The sequence below is a fragment of the Bacillus sp. N3378-2at genome (genome assembly GCF_033412715.1).
In the GTDB taxonomy this organism is placed as follows: Bacteria; Bacillota; Bacilli; order Bacillales; family Bacillaceae; genus Bacillus; species Bacillus subtilis.
Map to the genome: position 1 here is coordinate 1,932,970 of NZ_CP117986.1, position 17,866 is coordinate 1,950,835.

General features: G+C 46.1%; 18 protein-coding genes and 3 pseudogenes. 8 read left to right on the forward strand and 13 right to left on the reverse strand.

Annotated features, from left to right (window positions below):
• Positions 1–112: 112 nt before the first annotated feature.
• The 3 genes from treR to treP form a co-directional block, all read right to left on the reverse strand.
• A complete protein-coding gene (gene treR / locus PUN35_RS10600) occupies positions 113–829 on the reverse strand; it encodes a trehalose operon repressor (RefSeq protein ID WP_003233679.1) in 717 nt (238 codons plus the stop codon).
• 20 nt (positions 830–849) lie between these two features.
• A complete protein-coding gene (gene treC / locus PUN35_RS10605) occupies positions 850–2,535 on the reverse strand; it encodes an alpha,alpha-phosphotrehalase (RefSeq protein ID WP_014479164.1) in 1,686 nt (561 codons plus the stop codon).
• A gap of 70 nt (positions 2,536–2,605) precedes the next feature.
• Positions 2,606–4,018 carry a PTS system trehalose-specific EIIBC component gene (treP, locus tag PUN35_RS10610; RefSeq protein WP_014479163.1) on the reverse strand — a complete coding sequence of 471 codons (1,413 nt, stop codon included), beginning with the start codon at positions 4,016–4,018 and terminating at the stop codon, positions 2,606–2,608.
• Between the two features lie 188 nt (positions 4,019–4,206).
• On the opposite strand from treP, the pseudogene PUN35_RS10615 reads away from it, so the two are divergent.
• Positions 4,207–4,392, forward strand: a pseudogene (locus tag PUN35_RS10615) (spore germination protein); the annotation flags it as partial.
• 255 nt (positions 4,393–4,647) lie between these two features.
• Positions 4,648–4,920: pseudogene (locus tag PUN35_RS10620) on the forward strand (spore gernimation protein); the annotation flags it as partial.
• Here PUN35_RS10620 and PUN35_RS10625 read toward each other — a convergent pair.
• The 3 genes from PUN35_RS10625 to PUN35_RS10635 all read right to left on the reverse strand — a co-directional run bounded on the left by PUN35_RS10625 (position 4,917) and on the right by PUN35_RS10635 (position 7,005).
• The gene (locus tag PUN35_RS10625; RefSeq protein ID WP_033881273.1) at positions 4,917–6,332 is read right to left on the reverse strand and encodes an alanine/glycine:cation symporter family protein; all 1,416 of its coding nucleotides are present in this window, start codon (positions 6,330–6,332) and stop codon (positions 4,917–4,919) included. The pseudogene PUN35_RS10620 and the gene PUN35_RS10625 sit on opposite strands and share 4 nt — an antisense overlap.
• Before the next feature lie 124 nt (positions 6,333–6,456).
• Positions 6,457–6,849, reverse strand: coding sequence for a DnaJ family domain-containing protein (locus tag PUN35_RS10630; protein WP_003233692.1), 393 nt, complete (start codon positions 6,847–6,849; stop codon positions 6,457–6,459).
• An 18-nt stretch (positions 6,850–6,867) separates the two neighbouring features.
• A complete protein-coding gene (locus PUN35_RS10635; RefSeq protein ID WP_072592513.1) occupies positions 6,868–7,005 on the reverse strand; it encodes a hypothetical protein in 138 nt (45 codons plus the stop codon).
• A gap of 100 nt (positions 7,006–7,105) precedes the next feature.
• Here PUN35_RS10635 and ltaS point away from each other — a divergent pair, with 100 nt between their 5' ends.
• On the forward strand, positions 7,106–9,055 hold the full coding sequence (gene ltaS, locus PUN35_RS10640) for a lipoteichoic acid synthase (RefSeq protein WP_014479159.1): 1,950 nt from the start codon (positions 7,106–7,108) through the stop codon (positions 9,053–9,055).
• 32 nt (positions 9,056–9,087) lie between these two features.
• Here ltaS and nagE read toward each other — a convergent pair whose 3' ends face one another.
• The gene (gene nagE, locus PUN35_RS10645; protein WP_014479158.1) at positions 9,088–10,446 is read right to left on the reverse strand and encodes an N-acetylglucosamine-specific PTS transporter subunit IIBC; all 1,359 of its coding nucleotides are present in this window, start codon (positions 10,444–10,446) and stop codon (positions 9,088–9,090) included.
• Positions 10,447–10,617: 171 nt separating this feature from the next.
• Between nagE and map the strand changes: the two genes are divergently transcribed.
• The 4 genes and pseudogenes from map to PUN35_RS10665 all read left to right on the forward strand — a co-directional run bounded on the left by map (position 10,618) and on the right by PUN35_RS10665 (position 12,309).
• Entirely contained in the window at positions 10,618–11,367 is a 750-nt protein-coding gene (map, locus tag PUN35_RS10650; RefSeq protein WP_003233698.1) for a type I methionyl aminopeptidase, read from the forward strand.
• A gap of 81 nt (positions 11,368–11,448) precedes the next feature.
• The gene (locus PUN35_RS10655; protein ID WP_014479157.1) at positions 11,449–11,763 is read left to right on the forward strand and encodes a DUF3243 domain-containing protein; all 315 of its coding nucleotides are present in this window, start codon (positions 11,449–11,451) and stop codon (positions 11,761–11,763) included.
• A gap of 106 nt (positions 11,764–11,869) precedes the next feature.
• Positions 11,870–12,015 (forward strand): annotated as a pseudogene (locus tag PUN35_RS10660) (hypothetical protein).
• 156 nt (positions 12,016–12,171) lie between these two features.
• Complete coding sequence (locus PUN35_RS10665; RefSeq protein WP_003239885.1) at positions 12,172–12,309, forward strand: YflJ family protein; 138 nt, start codon at positions 12,172–12,174, stop codon at positions 12,307–12,309.
• A 40-nt stretch (positions 12,310–12,349) separates the two neighbouring features.
• Here PUN35_RS10665 and PUN35_RS10670 read toward each other — a convergent pair whose 3' ends face one another.
• Positions 12,350–13,015 carry an MOSC domain-containing protein gene (locus PUN35_RS10670; protein ID WP_014479155.1) on the reverse strand — a complete coding sequence of 222 codons (666 nt, stop codon included), beginning with the start codon at positions 13,013–13,015 and terminating at the stop codon, positions 12,350–12,352.
• A gap of 66 nt (positions 13,016–13,081) precedes the next feature.
• Between PUN35_RS10670 and PUN35_RS10675 the strand changes: the two genes are divergently transcribed.
• Positions 13,082–13,357 carry an acylphosphatase gene (locus tag PUN35_RS10675; protein ID WP_003233709.1) on the forward strand — a complete coding sequence of 92 codons (276 nt, stop codon included), beginning with the start codon at positions 13,082–13,084 and terminating at the stop codon, positions 13,355–13,357.
• On the opposite strand, the gene nosA is transcribed toward PUN35_RS10675, so the two are convergent.
• The 5 genes from nosA to PUN35_RS10700 all read right to left on the reverse strand — a co-directional run bounded on the left by nosA (position 13,348) and on the right by PUN35_RS10700 (position 17,864).
• Positions 13,348–14,439 (reverse strand): nitric oxide synthase, encoded by a 1,092-nt coding sequence (gene nosA, locus PUN35_RS10680; RefSeq protein WP_014479154.1) that lies wholly within the window; start codon positions 14,437–14,439, stop codon positions 13,348–13,350. The two genes, PUN35_RS10675 and nosA, sit on opposite strands and share 10 nt — an antisense overlap.
• 118 nt (positions 14,440–14,557) lie before the next feature.
• Positions 14,558–15,352 carry an MBL fold metallo-hydrolase gene (locus tag PUN35_RS10685; RefSeq protein WP_014479153.1) on the reverse strand — a complete coding sequence of 265 codons (795 nt, stop codon included), beginning with the start codon at positions 15,350–15,352 and terminating at the stop codon, positions 14,558–14,560.
• A gap of 55 nt (positions 15,353–15,407) precedes the next feature.
• Entirely contained in the window at positions 15,408–16,709 is a 1,302-nt protein-coding gene (gene citM, locus PUN35_RS10690) for an Mg(2+)/citrate complex secondary transporter CitM (protein ID WP_003242978.1), read from the reverse strand.
• Between the two features lie 43 nt (positions 16,710–16,752).
• The gene (locus PUN35_RS10695) at positions 16,753–16,878 is read right to left on the reverse strand and encodes a hypothetical protein (protein ID WP_003233716.1); all 126 of its coding nucleotides are present in this window, start codon (positions 16,876–16,878) and stop codon (positions 16,753–16,755) included.
• 26 nt (positions 16,879–16,904) lie between these two features.
• Entirely contained in the window at positions 16,905–17,864 is a 960-nt protein-coding gene (locus tag PUN35_RS10700; protein ID WP_014479152.1) for a tripartite tricarboxylate transporter substrate binding protein, read from the reverse strand.
• Between the last annotated feature and the right edge of the window lie 2 nt (positions 17,865–17,866).

The window sequence follows — 17,866 nt, forward strand, 5'->3', positions numbered from 1 at the left end:
TCATCTCTATTGTAGCCATTATGATAAAAAGTAAAAGTACGCACATTTTTGTTGGATAGTATCAATTTTGATACCAAACAAAAAAGCGCGCTGCCGCAGGCAGGCGCCTCTCTCATTTCCCCCGCCGCGCAAAATCAACAAATCGGAATTTGTCGAGACGGTGTCTGCTTTCCGTATATTGAAACAAACTGGTATCCTCCAAAAAGACGTAGTTTCTCACCACGACCATATGGTCATAGCCGCGTAAATCGAGCAGCTCTCTGTCCTCGTCCGTACACGGCTCGGCGACAATTTCTTTTTGGGCGTAACTGATCGAAAGACCGAGCTCTCCTTCTATATATTCATATATGGAGTTTTCACAAATTTCTTTCGTCAGGTGAGGGACATGCTTTCTGAAAAAGTAATCCTTGTCCAAAATCACATGTTCCCCGTCAATCTTTCTAGACCTGATGACTTCCCAGATGTCGTCATCCAGATTGGCCCGGAGCTGTTTTTGGATCAGCTCTGACGGAGGCTCCAGCCCGAATTTGTGTACAGTTGTTTTCGTTTCTTTGCCAAGCGTTTGCGCGAGCTCCTTGAAGCTGACAAGGCCCGAAACGGGAAACTGCATTTTTTCACGATTGAGCACGACGGAGCCTTTTCCCCTGATTTTCTGGATATAACCGTTTTGCGCGAGCATATGAAGCGCCTTTCGGACCGTTTCTCTTGATGTACCGTACTGTGCGGTCAACTCATGTTCAGACGGAAGAATCTCCTCCGCTTTCCATCGGCCGCCTTCAATTTGCTGTGCGATGTCTTTATAAATTGTGATGAATTTATTCACCTTCATTATGGACCACCCAGCTTAGTTTAACACGGTTTCATTAAACGATAAACAATGGACTCATACGGGCGAAGCGTCATGTTCTGAAGCCCTTCCCTTGCTTCATCGTTCGTCAACAGCACCTCTGCCTTCCATTCGTCAGGCGCTAAAGAGTCCGGCAGTGTAAAGGCCGCCTCTGTCCCGTAAAAATTATTGATCACGAGCAGCTTTTCATTGCTGCCGTGTCTAAGATACGCAAAAATGTTCGGGTCATCCTTTGCAATTATCTCATACGTACCCTCTGTCACAATGTCATACATTTTGCGAATCTGAATCAATTTTTGATAATGGTAAAACACCGAATTCTGATCCCTCAGCGCCGCTTCAGCATTGATTTCCCGGTAATTTCCTGCAACCGGTATCCATGGTGTGCCCGTTGTAAAACCGCCATTTTCCGTAGCATCCCACTGAACGGGGGTTCTGGAATTGTCACGGGATTTCGCCTGTAAAATGGCTGTAATATCTTGATCAGCCATTCCTTTTTCCTTAAAGGCGTGATACATGTTCAGCGATTCGACATCCCGATAGGAGCTTATGTCAGTGAACTTCGGATTCGTCATCCCCAGCTCCTCGCCCTGATAAATATAAGGCGTGCCCTGCATCAAATGAATGGCCGTAGCAAGCATTTTCGCCGATTTCACCCTATATGCGCCATCATCTCCATATCTTGATACAACGCGCGGCTGATCATGATTGCACCAGAACAGAGCGTTCCATCCTCCTCCTGCGTGCATCCCCGTTTGCCAGTCAGATAGGATCTCCTTCAGCTTCAAAAAATCAAACGGCGCCAAGGCCCATTTTTCGCCGTTAGGATAGTCAACCTTGAGATGATGGAAGCTGAATGTCATATCAAGTTCTTTATTGTCAGGATTCGTATACCGGATACAGTGGTCTACGGTTGTTGAAGACATCTCACCGACCGTCATGCTGTCGTAATGCGAAAACACCTTTTCGTTCATTTCATGCAGAAATTCGTGCACCCGCGGCCCATCAGTGTAAAAAGAGCGGCCGTCGCCTTCCTCCGCATTCGGAAAGCGCTGATCTTTAGAAATCAGGTTGATGACATCAAGCCTAAAGCCGTCTATTCCCTTTTCAAACCAAAAATGCATCATGTCATAGACATGCTTTCTGACCTCTTCATTTTCCCAATTCAAATCAGCCTGTGTCACATCAAACAGATGCAAATAGTATTGGCCTGATGCTTCGTCAAGCTCCCATGCCGAGCCGCCGAATTTCGATTCCCAGTTCGTCGGAACAGAACCGTTTTCCTGTGGGTCTTTCCATATATAAAAATCACGGTACGGGCTGTCTATTGAAGAGATCGCCTCGCGAAACCATTTGTGCTCTGTTGACGTATGATTGACAACAAGATCCATGACGACTTTCAGGTCTCTTTTATGTGCTTCGGACACTAGCCGCTCAAAATCCTCCATCGTTCCGTATTCAGGATAAATCGAGTAATAATCACGAATATCGTACCCATTATCATGCTGCGGAGAATCATAAATCGGCGTCAGCCAAAGCACATCCACCTGAAGTGTTTTTAAGTAATCAAGCTTTTCAATAATGCCGTTCAGATCGCCGACACCGTTTCCTGTCGTATCGTTAAAGCTTTTCGGATAAATTTGATAAACCACAGCTTTTTTCCACCATGGCGTTTGTTCTGTTTTCATCTGTTTCCACCACCATATTTAAATTGAAAACGGGAAAAGGGAACGTTCAACACGTCCCGCTCCCCATTTGTTATTTATGTTTGAATCTCGCATACGCGTATGTTCCGGCAAACGGCACGATCAATACAATAGCCATCCCGATTGCAAACGCGCCCCAGTACTGGCTCATGATTGAGAAAATCCCCGGCACGCCGCCGACACCGACGGAGCTTGCCAGCACACCTTGAGAAGAAATATACATTCCGGCCAGGCCAGAGCTGACCATTGCAATGATAAACGGGAATCTGTATCGCAGATTCACCCCAAAGATGGCAGGCTCTGTAATGCCAAGATAAGCAGAAATCCCTGATGTGAGGGAGAGGCCTTTTTGTTTCTCATCCTTCACGATAAACATCATGGCTAGAGCGGCCGAACCTTGTGCGATATTAGAAAGCGCCAGCATCGGCCATAAAAAGGTGCCGCCGAGCTTTGAACCGATGAGCTGCAGGTCGACTGCAAGAAACGTGTGATGCATACCGGTAATCACGAGCGCTGAGTAGAAACCGCCATATAACAGACCGCCCAGTGCGGCAAAAGAACCAAACACCGAGATAAGCCCTGAAGTCAGTACATTACCGATCGCAAATGTAATCGGGCCGATAATGATAAAAGAGGCAAATCCTGTTAAGAGAAGCGTAATTGGTGCGACAACGAGCAGCTGTATGCCCTCAGGTGTGCGTTTTGTTAAAAATACCTCAATCTTCGCCAGCATATAAGAAGCAAGCAAAATTGGGAGTACCTGGCCCTGATAGCCGACTTTCTGCACCTCTAGGCCGAATAGATTCCATACCGGGATCTCTCCGCTTTGTTCTGCCGCGCCATATCCCCACGCATTCAGCAAATCAGGATGCACGAGCATAACTCCGAGCACAATGCCGAGAAGCGGATTGCCGCCGAACCGCTTGACGGCAGACCATCCGATTAACGCAGGCAAAAACGTAAAGGCCGTGCCTGCAATCAGGTTAATCATATTAGCAAGATCCGCCCACTGCGGATAAACCTGCACAATCGATTTTGTGCTGAAGAAAATGCCTTCCGCCGTTAAAATGTTATTGATCCCCATTAAAAGACCCGCCGTGACAATCGCAGGCAATATTGGAATAAAAATGTCTGCAAGCGTTTTCACAGTACGCTGCAAAGGATTCATATTTTTTTCTGAGGCCTTCTTCACTTCATCCTTTGTTGACTCGCCAATCCCCGTTTCCTTAACCAGTTCAGCATATACTTTGTTGACAGTTCCCTGGCCGATTACGACCTGAAACTGTCCGTTTGTCGAGAATGATCCCTTTACCGCATCAATTTGATCAAGCATCTCTTGGTCAACCTTGCTTTCATCTATTAAAGCAAAACGCAAACGTGTAACACAATGAGTTGCCGCTGCAATATTTTCAGCACCGCCGACTGCTTCGACAATCTGACGTGCCGATTTGTTCAGTTCCCCCATGCCAACCCCTCCGTATCCGTTTTTATAACTTGTATATACAACTTATAATCATATTGTATTCCTGTATATACATGTAGTCAACACTTTTTTATAGCGCTTTCATCCTAGTCTGGAATATATGAAACAGACAAGGTTACCCTAAAAGTCACAAGCACTTATTGTGACATTAAAAAGCAGGGTGAGTCTCTATGAATAAACGCGACAAAGCGCTTCAGCTCATCAAAGAGCTTGAAGACAATCAGGACAGACCGATCTCTCCCAATTTGAAGGAAAACCTCGATAATCTGACCTTATTAACAGAAGGCTGCTCAGACATCGTATTTAGACAATTTGACTTTGGAAACGGGCTGTGCGGATTTATTGTTTATGAAGAAACTTTGAAAAGTTAATAACAGAATCGACCATCAAAGGATCGAGAGAGGGCTTCACTGAAAGCCTCAGGGTATAATGTTCACCGCGGCGTCTGCCCGCTAGCCGATTTCTTTCCCCGCCAAACAGCTGAGGCTCTCCGTGAAAAGGGAGTGCGCCTGCCGAAAACCGTTGGTCAGACGGTCGGCATCCTCGGCGCTCTTGTTATTGGGACAGTACTGATGCGGAAATTGTGTCTGCCCCATGGTGATGATTGTATCTTGGATCGTTCAGGCCTGATCATCACGGCCTTTTGGATTTCCGTCATTATAGTGAAGTATCGTGGTACAGCCTATCGCTCTTACACTCAAAAAACGACCCGAAAGCCATGTATACACCAACCGGCAGCTTTTGGTTCTTCTTACATACAAATCAGCTTCGACTTTAACAGAATCAAACCAATCATTAATGTAGTGATTTCTATTTTGCTGCCTTTACTCATTTATTTGATCATAAAAAGCAAAGCGTTGTTCGGCGCCAAAGCAAAGCACTAGGAGTTTTTAGCTTCTTTTGTTTGATAAACAGGATTCTGTTTTGTTTTCCTTATATCTTTCAGGTAGTACTGTTCAGATGTAAAGAATTCGGTGTACAGCGCTTTTACCTTTCTGCTCAATAACAACAGCGCAATCACATTTGGAACGAGAATAAAAGCCAATGCTAAGTCCAAAAAACCCCAAATGGCTTTTGCTCCGCCTGCGGCACCTATGATAATAGCCGCTAAATAAACGAATTTAATCACGTGTCCTGCCAGCCGCCCGAACAGAAATTCAGCTTGCTTTACGCCGTAAAAAATGACAACCATAATGGTTGATACGACAAAGAAGACTAGGGAAACCGAAACGAAGTACCCTCCGCCAGAACCGAAATAATGCTGAAATGCAGCCGTCGTCAGTGCTGCCGGGTCAATTGAGGCGTTCTTCCCTGTCCAGACACCAGATGCAAGAACGACAAAAGCGGTGGTCGTGCAGATGATCAAGGTGTCAATGACAATGCCGATCACAGACCAAAACCCTTGCCGCACAGGATGATCAGTCATTGCTGCCGCATGTGCAATCGGGGCTGTTCCCATTCCGGCTTCATTAGAATAAAGCCCGCGGGCAAATCCCCAGCGAACGGTTTCCGCCAACGCAGCACCTGCGAACCCTCCAACTGCTGAAGAAGAGGTAAACGCATTTGAAAAAACGAGAGAGAAAAACGCCGGCACTGATGATAGATTCATGAGAACAATCAGGAGACCGGCTCCCGCGTATGCCCCTGCCATAAGAGGTACGACAAACTCTGTTACTTTTCCGATCCGCTTTACCCCTCCTATCACCACTAAGCCGATCAAAAACGCAATTCCGATTCCTGAGTATATTTTATTGAAAGAAAACGTCTCAGCAAGCGAGACTGAAACCGAATTTCCCTGAACCATAATGCTGGGGATCAGCTCCACAATCAGCGCAACAGAGAAGAATACGCCGAGCCATTTCATGCGCAGCCCTTTTGTTATGTAATACATCGGTCCCCCGACGTATTCACCCTGCTCATTTTTTTCTCTGTAATGAACAGCAAGAACACTCTCAGAAAACTTAATCGCCATGGCAAATAAGGCAATCAGCCACATCCAAAAAACCGCTCCCGGCCCTCCAAACATAATAGCGGCAGGCACACCGACAATGTTCGCTGCACCGATCGTTGAACTGAGGGCTGAGGTCAATGCCTGAAGCGGTGTGACTGTGCCCTCTCCCTTCGGTTTTTTTCCTACGCTGCCGATTGTCTGTTTGAAAATGTATAAAGGATAGCGAAATTGAAAACCTTTCAGCAAAATAGTGAAATACAACCCCGTCCCCGTCAGCAGGATGATTAGCGGCGGACCCCACAGCCAATCAGATATATACTCTATCCATACTAATAGTCGTTCCATCCCATCACCCTTTTTTCGTTTATGAATCATTTCCCATAGATGGAAAAACATAAACCTTTTGACATAGAATATGGAACATAAAAAGGATGGCTTTTATCAATCGCCACCCTGCAGACAAGACAAATCAGCTGGAAGAAGGTCTGTTTCGTCCAAGCCGGTCATATACTTTATTCTTATAAAAAGCGGATGCTGGCTTTGAAAACATGCCTTTTTTGTCGACAAGCTTATCAAGCAGCAATTGCTTTTCAGATTTTTTTCTGATTAATTGCTCGCGTTCTTTTTCGTCATAGCACTTTTCGATTAAATGGTCGATGGTCATAAGCTCTTTTTTGAGCGCGCCCTCGTCCTCTGCCATTCCCGCGTTTTTCAAAATACGATAGCCCATGCGCAGCGATTCCGGCAAGTGTGCCGCGTCATCCTTCGGCAGCGGCTTCCCCATTCCCGGGAGGTTTTGAAAGTCCCCGTCTTTGATGGCGCGCTTAATTTTATCTTCAGACACAATATGGGAAAAATCCATCATTTCACCTCTTTTTATCTATACCTTATATTTTATCATACAATTCCCAATGTACCATTTTATTCCTCTATTTCTAGAAAGATACCTTGTTTTACATTTGGTAATATCAAAGCGAAACGTTGATTCGACGGCGTTTTTCGCCACTTTCTCCATCATACGATTTTCACTTTTCTAATCTGCTGATTCGTGTTATATTGGATACGTTCGTTTTTTCTATCGTTTCGCTCGAACTGGATCGGAAAAAAGGAGTGTAACAATGAAAACATTTATAAAAGAAAGAGGACTGGCCTTCTTCTTAATCGCGGTCGTCCTGTTATGGATCAAAACGTATGTCAGTTATGTCCTGAACTTCAACTTAGGAATAGACAACACGATACAAAAAATATTGCTTTTTGTGAATCCTCTTAGCTCAAGCTTGTTCTTTCTTGGCTTTGGACTCTTGTTCAAGAAAAAATTACAGCAGACAGCCATTATAGTGATTCATTTTTTAATGTCTTTTTTACTGTACGCCAACATTGTGTACTACAGATTTTTCAATGATTTTATTACAATTCCGGTCATTATGCAGGCTAAAACAAACGGCGGCCAACTCGGTGACAGCGCATTTTCGCTGATGAGACCGACTGACGCCTTTTACTTTATCGATACGATCATCCTGATCATCTTGGCGATCAAAGTAAACAAGCCTGCCGAAACGTCAAGCAAAAAATCGTTCCGAATTATTTTTGCGTCTTCAATTCTTGTGTTCTTGATCAACCTGGCAGTTGCGGAATCAGACCGTCCTGAATTGCTGACAAGATCATTCGACCGGAACTATCTTGTGAAATACTTGGGAACATACAATTTCACGATTTATGACGCTGTACAGAATATCAAGTCCAACAGCCAGCGCGCGCTTGCCGATTCCAGCGACGTGACGGAAGTAGAAAACTACATGAAAGCCAATTACGATGTGCCGAATAACGTGTATTTCGGCAAAGCGGAAGGAAAAAACGTCATTTACGTTTCACTTGAATCTTTGCAGTCATTTATCATCGACTATAAAATTGACGGCAAAGAAGTGACACCGTTCTTAAATAAACTGGCACATGATAACGAAACGTTCTACTTTGATAACTTTTTCCACCAAACGGGACAAGGCAAAACATCTGATGCTGAATTTATGATGGAAAACTCTCTGTACCCGCTGGCTCAAGGTTCAGTTTTCGTAAACAAAGCGCAAAACACGCTGCAATCCGTTCCGGCGATTCTGAAGTCTAAGAATTACACATCTGCTACTTTCCACGGGAACACGCAGACGTTCTGGAACCGTAACGAAATGTACAAAGCGGAAGGCATTGATAAATTCTTTGATTCTGCCTACTATGACATGAACGAAGAAAACACGAAAAACTACGGCATGAAAGACAAACCGTTCTTCAAAGAATCAATGCCGCTGCTGGAAAGCCTGCCGCAGCCGTTCTATACGAAGTTCATTACCCTGTCCAACCACTTCCCATTCGGAATGGATGAGGGAGATACAGACTTCCCGGCTGGAGACTTTGGTGACTCTGTCGTCGATAACTACTTCCAGTCAGCCCATTACCTTGATCAGTCCATTGAACAATTCTTCAATGACCTGAAAAAAGACGGGTTATATGATAAATCGATTATTGTGATGTACGGAGACCACTACGGCATCTCTGAAAACCACAATAAAGCGATGGCGAAAGTGCTTGGCAAGGATGAAATCACTGATTACGACAATGCCCAGCTTCAACGGGTGCCGCTCTTTATCCACGCTGCCGGCGTGAAGGGCGAGAAAGTTCATAAATATGCCGGAGACGTTGATGTGGCTCCTACCATTCTGCATCTGCTCGGAGTGGATACGAAGGACTATCTGATGTCCGGTTCTGATATTTTATCGAAAGAACACCGTGAAGTGATTCCGTTCCGCAACGGAGACTTTATTTCACCGAAGTACACGAAAATATCCGGTAAGTATTACGACACGAAAACCGGAAAAGAACTCGATGAATCCGAAGTCGACAAGTCAGAAGACTCGCTCGTCAAGAAGGAACTTGAAATGTCCGATAAAATCATAAACGGAGACCTGCTGCGGTTCTACGAGCCGAAAGGTTTTAAGAAGGTGAATCCTTCTGATTATGATTACACAAAACATGACGAAGATTCTTCCGAAACGTCAAAGGATAACGAAGATAAATAAGAAAAAGCGGAGAGGTTGCCCTCTCCGCTTTTTTATTTGACAGCAGCCCTCAATTCCTCAGCTGCAAATTCCACATTCGGGCCAATAATGACTTGAACCGATTGCCCGCCCGATTTGACAACCCCTTTTGCGCCTGCTTTCTTTAGCAGCGCTTCATCCACCAAAGCGGTATCCTTCACAGTCAGTCGCAGCCTTGTGGCGCAATGATCAATGGTTTGAAGGTTTTCTTTTCCGCCGAGCCCTTTCAGCATGATGTTTTCATTTACATCCTGAACAGTATTTTCATCCAGCACTTCATCCACATCATCGTCTTCCCGTCCAGGCGTTTTTAAATTCAAAGCCTTAATCAGTACATAAAACACGATAAAGTATACCGCTGCATAGCATATACCTACCAAAAGCAGAAGCAGCGGTTTTTCCGCGATTCCATAGCTGAGCACATAATCGATAGCTCCGGCTGAAAAAGAGAAGCCTGAGCGGATGCCGAGCCAGTTGACGATAAATAAAGATAACCCGGTTAAGACCGCGTGAACAGCGTATAAAAGCGGAGATAAAAACATAAATGCAAACTCAATCGGCTCCGTAATCCCTGTGATAAACGCCGTTAAAGCAAACCCAATCATCATCCCAGCCGTCGCTTTCCGTTTAGACGGCTTCGCAGTCACAACCATAGCCAGACACGCCGCCGGAAGACCGAACATCATGATTGGGAAGAATCCCGTCATATATGTGCCCGCTGTCGGATCTTTCGCGAAAAAGCGCGCCAGATCCCCTGTCACTCCGTTATATTCTCCAAATTGGAACCAGAAAATATTGTTCAGTACATGGTGAAGGCCAAGCGGAATTAACAGCCTGTTGAAAAGGCCGAATATGCCTGCCCCGATGCCGCCGAGCCCGAGCATCCACTCTCCAAACGAGTTGATACAAGATTGAATCGGCGGCCAGACGACTCCGAATATGCCCGCTAAAATGATCGTAATAATGGCTGTTATAATCGGCACAAGCCGTCTGCCACTGAAAAATCCGAGATATTCAGGCAGCTTGGTATCCTTGAAGCGGTTATAGGTGTAACCGGCAATTAAACCGGCAATAATTCCCCCAAACACCGCCATGTTATTTGTTTTATCAATTGTCTTTGTAGCCGCGTCAAGCATCAGATACGATATCGCCCCTGATAAACCCGCGGCCCCATTGCTGTCTTTTGAAATGCCGATGGCAATTCCGATCGCAAAAATAAGCGGCAGATGATCAAAAACCGCCGTCCCCGCCTGATAGACAAACGGGATATTAAATACATCCTCTCTGCCAAGCGCAAGGATAATTCCAACCGCAGGCAGAACCGCAATCGGGAGCATAAATGACTTCCCGAGTTTTTGTAAAAATGAAAGCATACCCATCCCCCTCATACCCTTTTTTTTCAAATATACCATATAAGATATCTAGTGATCTATACCAATTTTCCCGGGGGTATTTCTTTTTTCCCAGGCCCGTGTGTTTCCTATTTTTAAGACAGTTGTGGTAAGCTTAATCTAGATTATTTAAAAAGAAAGCGGGAATGACAGATGATTGTAACAAACGATCAAGAATTAGAAGGCCTGAAAAAAATCGGAAGAATCGTCGCGCTTGCGCGTGAAGAAATGAAGCGGAAGGCAGAGCCCGGCATGAGCACAAAAGACCTTGACCTTATCGGAAAAGCTGTGCTTGATGAGCACGGCGCCGTTTCAGCTCCTGAGAAGGAATACGATTTTCCAGGCGTGACATGCATCAGCGTAAATGATGAAGTGGCTCACGGCATACCAAGCACATCCAAAATTTTAAAAGCAGGGGACCTTGTCAACATCGACATCTCCGCTGAATTTGGCGGCTTCTATTCCGACACAGGCATCTCATTTGTGCTCGGTGAAGGAGAAGAACGCCTTCATAAGCTTTGCCAATGCGCGGAAAACGCTTTTCAAAAGGGGCTTCAGCAGGCAAAAGCGGGCAAGCGCCAAAACCAGATCGGAAGAGCCGTTTATCATGAAGCACGCTCTCAAGGCTTTACCGTCATCAAAACCCTGACCGGCCACGGAATCGGCCGAAGCCTGCATGAAGCGCCGAATCACATCATGAACTATTATGATCCGTTTGATAACGCACTGTTCAAAAATGGCACAGTCATCGCGCTTGAACCGTTTATTTCAACGAAAGCAGAAACGATTGTTGAAGCTGGAGACGGCTGGACGTTCAAGACGCCGGATAAAAGCATGGTTGCCCAAGTTGAACACACGATCGTCATCACAAAAGATGAACCGATTATCCTGACGAAACTGTAAAACACATTCCGGGCTTCCGGCAGGTTTAACCTCCTCCAATAGCAGGTAAAGCATCATTATTCTGCACGAGGAGGTCTTGCAATGCACAGAGATCAAGAAAAAATCCAAATTGAAAACGAAATAAACGCGATGCATGGCACAATAAAAGAAGACATTTTAAAAGACTTTGAGGAATTTAAAGGCTACCTGAAAAAACAAGTCAACCGAGGCAAAAAGCTGGGATTGGATGACGGCAAGCTTGTGAAAAGCGCTGCGATTCTGGGAGACTACCTCGCAAAGCATGAAGAGCCGCAAAACGGTGAAGAAATGCTGCTGCAAGAGCTTTGGAGCGTTGCGGACGAAGGTGAGAAAGAACATTTGGCACAGCTTCTGGTCAAATTGGTTGATAAACAATAAAACATGAGCCGGGCGATATGCGCCCGGCTTTCTTGATATTGTCACAGCCCGGCTCTTTCAGATATGCTACACTACTATTATGTCTGTGAAAGGAGCCTTTATCTGCATGTGGTTTATTATTTTCGGCATCATTTTTTTCATTGAAGGCATCATTACGGCGTTAAGAAAAAAAACGGGATGCTCACATATATCGGCATTGTTTTCGCCATTATGACATTTGGCGTTGTCATGATCAAACTAACCGGCCATTAAATCATATTCGGCTTTTGCTCCGCATATACATACAGAAGAACATTCGTACATCTAGTGCGAAAGGCTCAGTTTTCCCCGCATCTCTTTTCAGCATCTTTTTATAGATGTTACAATGCCAATCGTTTCGAAATCAGATAGGGAAAGGAGTTTTCTGACATGCATTACGGCAGTAAAGGCTGGTATGTGGCAGAACTAAAAAAGCAGGGGATCACGCACCATGAGGGAAGAAAGCTTCAAAGCTATAAAACCTATTTTCTTGCCAACCTGCTTGAAACAAAGAAAAAACAATCTTAAATATGGCAAAGCCGCGCACGTTGATATGCGCGGCTTTTTTCTATTCAACCGGCAGCAGCCTGTCCTTCTTTTTCATAAAGGACGCTCTCCAGCTTTCCGATAGTGCAGCCTCACTTAAAATCAGTTCTATGGCGGTGAGATTTTTTGCATCATGGTAGTTGATGCGGTTGGCGAACTGGACGGAGATGCCCTTCTCTCCTCTGGACAGCAATTCAAGGTTCGCGCCGGGAGACACCCTGCCCTCCTCCAGCACGCGAAAATAAAACCCTGTATAGCCGGTTTGCTGGACCTTCAGCACCATTTCTTTTACACCAAACTTTTTCGCCAGCTTTACACACGGCTGGCGCGGCTGGCTGACCTGAACAACAGCTTCATCAAGCCTGAACACATCCCCGATGCAAACATTCTCCTCAGTCAGGCCCGCGACCGTCAGATTTTCTCCAAATGCGGCATTTGACAGCGGTCTTGAGAGGAACTCTTCCCAAAACGGATAATGCTCCGCCGGGTAGACACAGACAGCCTTATCAGGTCCGCCGTGGTTGACGAGGTCCGCCTGTCCGTCTCCTTCAAAATTCTCCCGATACAGCATGACGGCTGATTCAGCCGGCCGCTTCATGATGCCGGTTTCGATTTTCTTTCCGTCATATTCAAGCGTCTGCGGTTTTCCCAGATTAAGAGAAAGAACTGAATAGCGCTCTGGTTTCATACAAACACATCCCCTTTACAGGTTGTAAAATGATTGATTATCATAAAAAGAAAAGGTGGTTTTTACATGCTTCAATACCGAATCATTGTAAACGGCCGGGTTCAAGGTGTGGGCTTTCGCTATTTTGTTCAAATGGAAGCTGATAAGCGAAAACTGGCCGGCTGGGTCAAAAACCGTGATGACGGGCGTGTCGAGATTTTGGCAGAGGGTCCGGAAAACGCCCTGCAATCGTTTGTTGAGGCTGTAAAGAACGGAAGCCCTTTCTCAAAGGTTACCGACATCTCTGTGACTGAATCCCGCAGCCTTGAAGGCCATCATCGATTTTCTATTGTTTACTCATAAGGCTTATCTTGATAAAAATAGTTCGGCTTAACGATTGAGTTATCATAGGAGCGGTGGAAGATATGAGTGGCAGCGGGTGAAATTGGCGGAATCAGCCACGTCCAGTCTCCCGTCAGCTTTCTGCCCGCTTCTTCCTCCTGTTCTTCAAACCGTTTAAACTGGCTTGCCGCTGTATGATGGTCAACGATGCTGACACCCTGCTTTTTATACGAGTGCAGCACAGCTTTATTCAATTCAACTAGCGCTTGATCCTTCCATAAATCCGTATTGTAATCAGCGGCGATGCCGATCACGGACGCTACTTTTTTCAGCTTGTCGTACCGCTTTTCATCTGCGAGGTTTCTCGCTCCGATCTCCGTGCCCATATACCAGCCGTTAAATGGCGCGGCATTATAATGAATGCCCCCGACCTCAAGCTTCATATCAGAGATGATAGGCACGCCGTACCACTTCAGCTCCAAATCAGCAAACGCCTCGATGTCCGGATGTATGATTGGAACCTCGATCACAAGTGAACGCGGCAGCTCATACCAGACAGGCTGTTCGTCGCCTTTCATGCGAAAAATGAGCGGCAGCAGGTCAAAATCCGTTCGCTCTCCGCGCCAGCCGAGCTCTTCGCAGGCTGCTGTCAGGGAACAGGAAGCCGGGTCGCCGATTCTTTCTCCGTCTGACTCATATCCAGCGTACCGGATCAGCTGATGATTCCAGATCTCGACTTGCTTTTCACCCTTCTCTTCCGGAGGGAAAATCGTAATGGTCGGTCTGATTTTGCCGTTATTGGTGGCGGTTTCAATATGGTGAAAGAGGGCGTCACGCACTTCCTCCTTCGTCCGGACGTCTCGTCTGTCAATAACATTCAGCGAATTCCAGAACAATCTGCCGATGCAGCGGTTGCTGTTTCTCCAAGCCATTTTCGCTCCGTGCTCTAGCTCTTCCTTCGTATGTACATAGCTCCCGGTCAGGTCAATTTCACTTTTAATGTCCTCGAGACGGTCTTTCACTTCCTCCTCCTTTCCCAATTCCTGATAGCATGCGGCAATAAACGCTTTCGCTTCGTTCCAGAGTATTTCTTTTTCTTCCAACAAACTCTCCCCTTCACATCACTTCATGCTTTTCATTGTATCGTTTTTAAGCGGCAAGACAAATGATTTTTCTGCAACTTCCTGGAAAACAATAAAAAACACCCGCGTGGTGCGGGTGTCAAATAGACGATAACCGATTTGCCAATTCAGTTAAGTCACTTCGAAAGTTTTTGCCGGTCATCGGTATGCCGTGCCCTGTCAATAACGCTTCCGGTTCAAGACCGGCCAGCTTCAGAATGGACTCAGCGGCCGTCTCTGTGTCAGGCGTGAAATAAGCCGGCGGACCGTGAAGCTCCTGTTTTTGTATCAAGACGTCAGCCATTTTCTCCTGTTCCACTGTAATAACAGCATCACCTGCCACAAGCACGCGGCCGTCATCGCGGAATAACGAAATATAGCCCGGCGTGTGTCCTGGTGTCGCAATCCACATCCACTCGTCAAGAAAAGGGACTGAACCGTCTTCCGGCAGTGCCTGGACATGTGAGGAAATATCGATGGAGTGCCGCGGAAACAGCGGCGACAGCTTGGCGACCAGCCCGCTCTTGCTGTCAGGACGAGCCGGAGGATAATCTTCTTTACCTGTTACATAGGGCATTTCCCGAGAATGGACATAAACAGGCACATCCCAATGCTCAAGGATCTCTTCGATTGCCCCAATATGGTCAAAGTGCCCGTGTGTGAGGATAATCGCCTTCAGCTGAAACCCTTCACCGAATCTTTGTTTGGCTTCATTGACAATCATGCCGGCTGATTGAGGCATGCCGGCATCAATTAAAACAAATGAGTGAGGTTCAGAAGGCAGCTGAATAAAATAGACATTCGCAATTTGCACAGTCAGGCCGTGCACCCCTTTTGCCGCTTCGAACCCCGTTCCGCTTCTGACTGAAGTCAGCGGCATATAAGGATCACTCATAATGACACCTCCGGAATGTTATATGCCGTTAGTGTGTGTCATTACGCCTGAATTATCATACGGAAATAGAGATCGCACCGATCAATAGAGCGATAGCCGTCATGACGATCACTGCGAGAACCGCCCATTTCAATGCGAATTTTTGATGGTCATCAATAGAAACTCCGACGAGTCCGACAAGCAAATGAGTGGATGGCACAAGCGGACTCAGCATATGAATCGGCTGGCCGATAATAGAGGCTCTGGCAATTTCCACTTTATCCACACCGTATGCGACAGCTGTTTCTGATAAAATCGGCAGCACCCCGTAGAAATACGCGTCATTCGGCATCAAAAATGTGAAAATACCGCTTGTTAAGGCAACAATCGCTGGGATCAATCCGCCCATTTGTTCCGGTATCATGGACACGAGCGAGATCGCCATTTCATCAACCATTTTCGTGCCTGTCAAAATCCCCGTGAACACCCCCGCGGCAAAAATCATTGAACCGATAGCCAGCACGTTGCTGGAATGCGCCGCGATGCGCTGTCTCTGATGCTCGAGATTGGGATAATTCACAATCAGCGCAATACAAAACGCAATGACAAACAGTACGGTTAAACTAACTTTACCCGATACTAAACATCCTATTAAAGAAAGCGTTAACAATAAATTGAACCACCAAAGCTTCGGCCGCTTCCACTCATCTTCAACCGCTGCCGCCGGTTCATTGGCATTGGCTGGCTGTTTCAGTTCAATCACACCAAGGCGCTTTCGTTCCGCTTTTCCAAGCACATACGCAACCGCCACCATACAAAGCATCCCGCTTGCAATGACAGGAATCATCGGCCCTGTAAGCTCAGCTGGATCAACCCCCAGCGCACTCGCCGCCCTCGGCGTCGCACCGCCCCATGGAATTGTGTTCATGATTCCCATGCCGACTCCCGCGATTCCCGCCAGGATAATTGGCCGGATGCCTAGCAGCAAATAGAGCGGAAGCATGGCGCTTGTCGTAATCATGTACGTTGTCGAGCCATCTCCGTCCAAGGCGACGAGCATTGTAAGAACCGCTGTCCCGACAACAATTTTTAAAGGGTCTCCTTTGACCATGCTTAAAATTTTGCCAACCATTGGATCAAACAGGCCTGTATCAATCATAATTCCAAAATATAAGATCGCAAACATAATCATGACCGCAGTCGGCGCGACTTGCTGAATCCCCGAAATCATCATGTCCCCAACTTCAGTAAATCCAAATCCGGCGATAAGCGCAAACACAATCGGCGTCAAAACTAATGCTGTTAAAACAGAAAGCCGTTTTGTCATGATCAATGCCATAAACACAAGCATCATGAGAAAGCCTAAGATTGCTAACACATCCATTCCCCCTTAAATGAATCCGCTTACATTTTTTTCTCCCTTACTCCCCTTTTTGTCTTGCCTTTTTGCCATCGTATGGGAAAACCAACCGCAAGTAAATAATTTGGTTTTTTTGTATTTTTAATTTTTTAAAACCGTTTTGTTCTTTTTGATCAATTTTCGGCATGAAAAAAATCCCGGGATGCCGGGATCTTAATTTCCTGTCATGATGCTTTGATAAAAAGCAGATTGCTCTTCTAAAAACCGTTTCGTTTCCCTGCTGTTCAAATAAAAGCTTTCCCAGTCCTGTTCGTTTATTTTCCGCTTCCATTCAGGTGAGGAGGTGACCTTCTTTAGCGCTTGATCCCAGTAAGAAATCTCTTCCTCAGACATATTTTTCGGGCCCAAAATCCCTCTCCAATGAGAAAAAACAAACGGGATTCCCTGCTCCTTCCACGTCGGTACATTTGGAAAACCGGGAAGTCTTTTATCAGACGTTACAGCGGCTAACGTGATATCGCCGTTTCGTTCATATGGTTTCGCTTCAGAAAGTGTCATGGAAGCCGCTTCTATCTCATGTCTGATCAGCGCCTGAATGAGCTGTTCGCTGCTGTCATACTGTGAGAATTGAATGTCAAACGGGTCAATGCCGTACATATCTGCCGCTCTGACGAACGAGAGCTGATCATCATTGCCAAACCCCGGGGCAAAGCCGATTCTCACCTTGCCGGGATGCATGTTGATCTCATTCAGCACATCCTTGCCATTTGTTAACGCTGATCCTTTTGGCAATGCAACCGTCTGCCATTCCTTGGAGAGAATGGCGAGCGGCGTAAAATCGGACATTTTTAATTTACTTTGCCCGAGAAGATCATTGCTCAATATTAGGCTGGACGTCATGCTGATGGTTTGTTTGCTGCTTTTGTTGACATATTTCCAGCCTTTCTCTCCCCCGCCGCCGGATTTATAGACGATATGAACATCTCCCTTCACGATCTGCTTCTGCCTCAAAACTGATTGGATCGCCTGCGCTGTGACATCCCAGCCGCCAGAAGGTTCGGCAGGGACAACAATTTCTATCGGCCCGTCCGGCAGGCGCGGCGCAGCCGCCTGCCTGATATCACCCTGCATAAAGATCAATAGTAAAATCAATAGGATTATAGATTTTTTCATAT

Bases quoted from the DNA above. Each gene is read 5' to 3' on its own strand.
- nagE (WP_014479158.1), bottom strand. From the start codon at position 10,446: ATGCTTTCATTTTTACAAAAACTCGGGAAGTCATTTATGCTCCCGATT.
- PUN35_RS10625 (WP_033881273.1), bottom strand. From the start codon at position 6,332: ATGGAACGACTATTAGTATGGATAGAGTATATATCTGATTGGCTGTGG.
- map (WP_003233698.1), top strand. From the start codon at position 10,618: ATGATTGTAACAAACGATCAAGAATTAGAAGGCCTGAAAAAAATCGGA.
- PUN35_RS10695 (WP_003233716.1), bottom strand. From the start codon at position 16,878: ATGCCGAAAATTGATCAAAAAGAACAAAACGGTTTTAAAAAATTAAAA.
- treR (WP_003233679.1), bottom strand. From the start codon at position 829: ATGAAGGTGAATAAATTCATCACAATTTATAAAGACATCGCACAGCAA.
- PUN35_RS10655 (WP_014479157.1), top strand. From the start codon at position 11,449: ATGCACAGAGATCAAGAAAAAATCCAAATTGAAAACGAAATAAACGCG.
- treC (WP_014479164.1), bottom strand. From the start codon at position 2,535: ATGAAAACAGAACAAACGCCATGGTGGAAAAAAGCTGTGGTTTATCAA.
- treP (WP_014479163.1), bottom strand. From the start codon at position 4,018: ATGGGGGAACTGAACAAATCGGCACGTCAGATTGTCGAAGCAGTCGGC.
- PUN35_RS10700 (WP_014479152.1), bottom strand. From the start codon at position 17,864: ATGAAAAAATCTATAATCCTATTGATTTTACTATTGATCTTTATGCAG.
- PUN35_RS10665 (WP_003239885.1), top strand. From the start codon at position 12,172: ATGCATTACGGCAGTAAAGGCTGGTATGTGGCAGAACTAAAAAAGCAG.
- PUN35_RS10670 (WP_014479155.1), bottom strand. From the start codon at position 13,015: ATGAAACCAGAGCGCTATTCAGTTCTTTCTCTTAATCTGGGAAAACCG.
- PUN35_RS10685 (WP_014479153.1), bottom strand. From the start codon at position 15,352: ATGAGTGATCCTTATATGCCGCTGACTTCAGTCAGAAGCGGAACGGGG.
- PUN35_RS10630 (WP_003233692.1), bottom strand. From the start codon at position 6,849: ATGGATTTTTCCCATATTGTGTCTGAAGATAAAATTAAGCGCGCCATC.
- ltaS (WP_014479159.1), top strand. From the start codon at position 7,106: ATGAAAACATTTATAAAAGAAAGAGGACTGGCCTTCTTCTTAATCGCG.
- PUN35_RS10675 (WP_003233709.1), top strand. From the start codon at position 13,082: ATGCTTCAATACCGAATCATTGTAAACGGCCGGGTTCAAGGTGTGGGC.
- PUN35_RS10635 (WP_072592513.1), bottom strand. From the start codon at position 7,005: ATGATGGAGAAAGTGGCGAAAAACGCCGTCGAATCAACGTTTCGCTTT.